The organism is Lysinibacillus sp. (assembly GCF_032093475.1).
Classification (GTDB): domain Bacteria; phylum Bacillota; class Bacilli; order Bacillales_A; family Planococcaceae; genus Lysinibacillus; species Lysinibacillus irui.
In genome coordinates, this window is the sequence record NZ_DAMDAY010000056.1 from 19,539 (window position 1) to 24,902 (window position 5,364).

Genomic DNA, 5,364 nt, shown 5'->3' on the forward strand with positions numbered 1-5,364 from the left:
ATCGCGTACAGATGTCATTTCATCCCATCCTTTCATCTACATCTTTATTTTGCCCTCTCATAAAAAAGCTAAACCGCCTTTTTTTGAAAAATTTGAAATGACAATCTTCGGGCATATCGAAAAACTATTGCTATAATAATTGGATGGACAACAGGAATTTACGGATGAATGAGGGTTAAAAATGAAACAAGCTTTTTTTACGCGCTGTTTGTTTTTCATAACAGGCATTATCGTGCTATCTTTTGGCATCACATTAACAATTAAAGGGCAACTTTTTGGCGTCGGCTCTTGGGATGTCCTACATATTGGCTTAACAAAAACGTTGGGGTTAACAATCGGTACATGGTCCATTATTTTAGGACTTGCTATTTTAGCGTTTGATATGCTGATCACAAAAAAATTTCCATTACCAGGAACATTTATCGATATGTTTTTAGCCGGCATTTTTATTGATATTTTTAATTATTGGCTTCCTGATATTGATGGTTTTTGGATGCAACTTGTTTCTTACCTAACAGGATTAGTTTTACTAGGTTGGGGCTGTGGTATGTATATGGTGGCAAATTTAGGCATTGGGCCTCGTGATACCTTAATGCTGATGATGGTTCATAAACTTGGCTGGAGCGTTACTCGTTCTCGTACGACGATGGAAGTAACGGTCGCCATTATAGGCTTCCTTCTTGGCGGTCCGATTGGCATCGGTACAGTGTTTATGGCATTTGGACTTGGACCCATCGTACAATTTGCCCTATCATATAACGAAAAATTATTTATGAGATGGACTGGCGTTAAGAGCGCTGTCATATAAGCTTACAAGACAATGCAAAATGGCATTGTCTTTTTTTATACAGTTGCTATATACAGTTGAACTATATATAATCAAACTATATAGTTCGACTGTATATATTGAGGTGAAAATGTGAAAAAACATAAATTATTACCTTTATCCGAAACGATGCATTATATTTTACTCGCCTTACGGGAACCGTTACATGGCTATGCAATGATGCAAAAAATCGAGGAAATGAGTGCTGGTAGTGTAAGAATTGCAGCTGGTACTATGTACGGCGCTATTGAAAATTTATTGAAGTATCATTGGATTGCGCCAGTTGAAACCCAGGATACAAGGCGTAAGGTTTATCAAACAACAGAAGAGGGTCTAGACATATTAGCTGCAGAGCAACAAAGATTGCAGCGAATTTTATCTTTATATGAGGGAGCTGACAAACATGATAAAGTTTAAAGTCTTTTTTGATATTGAAAAGGAAGAGCGATGGTTAAATGAAATGTTAACCAAGGGCTGGGTATGCTCCAACATAAACTCTGCTGGTTTATATACATTTCAACAAACAGAAGATTTTGAACAAGTTATTCGAATCGATTGTCAGCAGGACCTTCGCGGAGAAAAGCAAGTTACCTATAAGCAATTACATGAGGATTTTGGATGGCGCTTATTAAAAGTGAAATCATATGATGGCACTCATTATTGGGTAAAAAGAAAAGATGGCCATGATGATTTATTTTCAGATCATGATTCCCACATTGCGAAGTATAAACGGTTAATGAAACATGCAAGCAACTGGGCCATACTCTCATTTATTTTCTTAATGATTTTTGATGCTAATGATAGTTTCTCCTCCTTGTTCAGTATAAAAAATGCTTATTTTACGCCTGGTTTATGGGAAAAAGAAGGGTTTGCTTTTCTTTTTGCATTTTTATTTGAAACACCCTTTGCCATCATGCGCTTTATCCCCCCATGGCTATTTTTAACTACTTGTGGTATTTACATCACCCTGTATTATCGTTATCGAAAATCGATACAGCAGTTTAGTCAATAAACGGCAAGGAGCCACTTACTTAGTGTAAGATGGCTCCTCTTTGCTCTATCCTCTTGGTTCATCCGTATTTTGCCCTGTTGCTTCAATCACTTCAGGTGTATCGTCGACTGTATCATCTTCCTGCACATTTTCAGCAGCTGGTGGTGTGATGGTCACCAGTGTATAGTCATCTTCATGTAAAATCTCAAAAGGAAACTGTTGACGAATATCTCCCACATAAAGGGAAGATCCAATCGCAACATTCGTGGCATCTATTTCAATAGTTTCTGGAATTTCAGTTGGCTTCACTTTAATGAGAACCTCACGATTAGGCTGAAGCAGGAAGCCTCCTTCTGCAACTCCTACAGCATCACCGATCACGGTTACTGGAATATCCACTTCTAGCTCCTGCGACATATTGATCGACTTGAAATCAACATGTTTCACATTACCTTTTAAGGCACACCGCTGCACTTCTGTTAGAACAGCATTGATGCGTTGTCCTTCCACATCGAGTTGAAATACACTTTTCGTACCATGAGCAGCTAATATTTTCGCAAAAGCTCTAGCATCTAACGTAATGGCTGTCGGCTCCATTTGAAAACCGTAAACAACACCAGGAATAGCCCCATTTAGTCGAAGCTCAGTTAAGGAAGAATGACGCCCTTTTTGACGTTTATTAGCAGTTAGAACCATATTCATCGAAGATTTCCCCTTTCATGGAAACTAGTCTCATAAAAGGTTTTGCCTTTTCCCTTATTTTTTATACCTTTGTCTATAACTAAAAACACCTCCTTGTCCTAATGATTTTTTGTAGTGTTTAAAATGAGACCTAACAAAACACAACATTTGGCATACTACTAAATGAAAAAAAGCTCCTAAGTAATACTTTTTACTTAAAAAGGATTGAATAAATGCAACTATAGAACTATAATAGATTGAAACGTAGAAATAATTAAAAAGAAGGGGGTAACATCTATGAGTCAACACTGGAAAAATTCTAAAGTCAGAAAAGGAAGCTTAAAAAATCGTATTATCGGAATATCACTTTTGCTGTTTATTTCAATCATTAGCATTAGTTCCTATTTGAATATTAAAATAGTGGAAGAAAATGTTTCAGATGCCCTATTGGAAAAGAGTATTCAACAGGTCAATGAAATTGCCCGTCAAGCGGAGAATATTCTAGATTCGACCTCTAATCCTACAGTGGAATTGCAAAATTTTGTTGAAAACAAAGTAAAACAAAATGGAATAGCCTATGCAGTTATCATCGATAAAAACGTTACGGCAATAGCTCATAGTGATCAAGAGAAAATAGGTAAAAATTATGAAGATGACCCCTACTCTGTAGATGGAGCAAAAAACGGGAAAACGATGACGAGTAGATTTTATGCGGATATGCAGAAAAATTGGACGTTCGATATAATGGTACCGATTTATCTAGATAATACGCTTTACGGTTCTATGGATGTAGGTATTTTTGAGGGCGATATTACTGAGGCAACGAATGGAATTTTAATAAAAGAATTGATGACAGTTGGTATTGGTTGTATCATCATCATCGTCCTAATGATTATTATTTTAAATAAAATGTTCAAACCTTTGCTGTTAGCAGTTGATAAATGCCATGAAATGGGAAAAGGAGAATTTACTGAGTTAATCGATCCAAAGTATGTAAGAAGAAATGACGAAATAGGCAAACTTACATATGCATTAAACGAGATGCAGAATAATTTTGTTGATTTGCTTACTGAAATCAGTCTTACTTCGAATAAGGTTACTACATCATCAGAAGAACTTAAAGATGCTACAAGTATTTCTTTAGCGTCGTCAAAGGATTTATCATCTGCAGTTGAAGACATCGCTAAGGGTGCTGTGGAACAAGCAAAAGATACTGAATTTGGGACTGCAAATATTGGCGAGCTCGGAGAATTAATCGAAAATAATCAGAATTATTTACAACAGTTGACTCTATTTGTCGATGAAGTAAGCAATGCTAAAGATGAAAGCTTACTCATATTAGAAGAGCTTGTTGCTAAAACAGAAGAAAATAATATTGCAGCAAAAGAAATTTATGCTATCGTTCTCACGACTAACGAAAGTTCTGGGAAAATTCAAAATGCAAGCCAGATGATCAGAACAATTTCAGAACAAACGAATCTACTAGCCTTAAATGCGGCTATTGAAGCATCGAGGGCCGGCGAAGCAGGAAAAGGGTTTGCTGTTGTTGCGGACGAAATACGAAAGTTGGCTGAACAATCCAATCAATTTACTAAGGAAATTGCCACAGTTATAGGAGATTTAACAGAAAAAACTGGACATGCCGTTCAAACAATGCAAGAAATGAGCAACCTTGTCACTTCGCAAGCTAAAAGTGTTGCAACTACAAATGGCAAATTTGAAGATGTGGCAGTTTCTATTGAAAAAATACAAACGGTTATTGAGGATTTATATAAAATAGGCAATAATATGGATGACAAGAAAAATGGAGTAATAGATATTCTACAACACTTATCTGCCATATCTGAAGAAAATGCAGCTGGTACAGAAGAAGCTGCCGCCTATCTACAGAATCAAACAAACTCCCTTTATGAAATTGCCCATTCCAGTGAAGAATTAGATAAGTTAGCTAATAAAATGCAGGAAAATGTCTCAAAATTTACTATTCAAACAACTACATCTCGACAATAATAACTAAGTCCAATTTCTCTTTTAAAGAAAAATTGGACTTTTTCTAACTCAGTAAAAATGTCATTTATATGAAATGTGGTATAAAAAGAGTGCTGAATACAGATTTACACTTTGTGATTAGAGAGAAAAATACACGCATACGATTGTTTTTTTACAATGTTATGCGTGTAAATTTTTCAGGATTTTCATTTCCTAATTACTACTGTACCATTGATATTTTATTTAATGTTATTGCTTTATACGTTTATTTCTAAAACCGAATACTAAACTAGCTGTTTATTCAATAATTCATGTAGGTCGTGTAATTTGTTAATTTCATAAAGTGGCTTAATTTCACTTGTGTTTTCGATATTACGGATATTAAACCAGCATGTGTCGATACCTGATTGTAAACCACCCTTTATATCGGATGTCAACGAGTCTCCAATAATCAGCGTTTTATCTTTATCAAAATCATCAATCCGTTCAAAAACGTAATCGAAAAATGCTGGCATAGGCTTTTGATAGCCTGTTTGCTCCGAAATAAAAATGTCTTTAAAATGTGGTGCTAGCTTAGCATCCACAAGCCGTTTATTCTGTGTAGCCGTGACACCATTTGACACCACATATAAATGATAGTGGTCGGCAAGCTGGGCAATCACCTCATAGGCACCTTCTACATAATGGTGGGCCTCACACAAATATTTTTGGAAAAGTGTTTCAAAGTAGGCTCCATCGACTTCTATACCAAATTCCTTTAAGGCAACAGCAAATCGCGTATTATGTAATGTATTTTTTGTTATTTCCCCACGCTCAAACGCACGCCACATGGACTCATTAATTTCTTTATATCGCGCAATCATCTCTTGAGTAACTG

The 5,364-nt window shown here is 36.0% G+C and carries 6 protein-coding genes; 4 read left to right on the top strand and 2 right to left on the bottom strand.

Annotation, left to right across the window (positions count from 1 at the left end; genetic code table 11):
• Positions 1-181: 181 nt before the first annotated feature.
• The 3 genes from RT445_RS12965 (at position 182) to RT445_RS12975 (ending at position 1,838) form a co-directional block, all read left to right on the top strand.
• A complete protein-coding gene (locus RT445_RS12965; RefSeq protein WP_274793470.1) occupies positions 182-808 on the top strand; it encodes a YczE/YyaS/YitT family protein in 627 nt (208 codons plus the stop codon).
• 147 nt (positions 809-955) lie between these two features.
• A complete protein-coding gene (locus tag RT445_RS12970) occupies positions 956-1,243 on the top strand; it encodes a PadR family transcriptional regulator (protein WP_274797344.1) in 288 nt (95 codons plus the stop codon).
• Positions 1,230-1,838 (top strand): DUF2812 domain-containing protein, encoded by a 609-nt coding sequence (locus RT445_RS12975; RefSeq protein WP_274793471.1) that lies wholly within the window; start codon positions 1,230-1,232, stop codon positions 1,836-1,838. The genes RT445_RS12970 and RT445_RS12975 overlap by 14 nt, the downstream gene beginning before the upstream one ends.
• A gap of 45 nt (positions 1,839-1,883) precedes the next feature.
• On the opposite strand, the gene RT445_RS12980 is transcribed toward RT445_RS12975, so the two are convergent.
• Complete coding sequence (locus RT445_RS12980; protein ID WP_313470693.1) at positions 1,884-2,519, bottom strand: 50S ribosomal protein L25/general stress protein Ctc; 636 nt, start codon at positions 2,517-2,519, stop codon at positions 1,884-1,886.
• Between the two features lie 276 nt (positions 2,520-2,795).
• On the opposite strand from RT445_RS12980, the gene RT445_RS12985 reads away from it, so the two are divergent.
• Entirely contained in the window at positions 2,796-4,508 is a 1,713-nt protein-coding gene (locus RT445_RS12985) for a methyl-accepting chemotaxis protein (RefSeq protein WP_274793473.1), read from the top strand.
• A gap of 263 nt (positions 4,509-4,771) precedes the next feature.
• Here the strand turns inward: RT445_RS12985 and RT445_RS12990 are convergent.
• Positions 4,772-5,364: YjjG family noncanonical pyrimidine nucleotidase (locus tag RT445_RS12990; RefSeq protein ID WP_313470694.1), on the bottom strand; the 593-nt coding region annotated here is incomplete at its 5' end.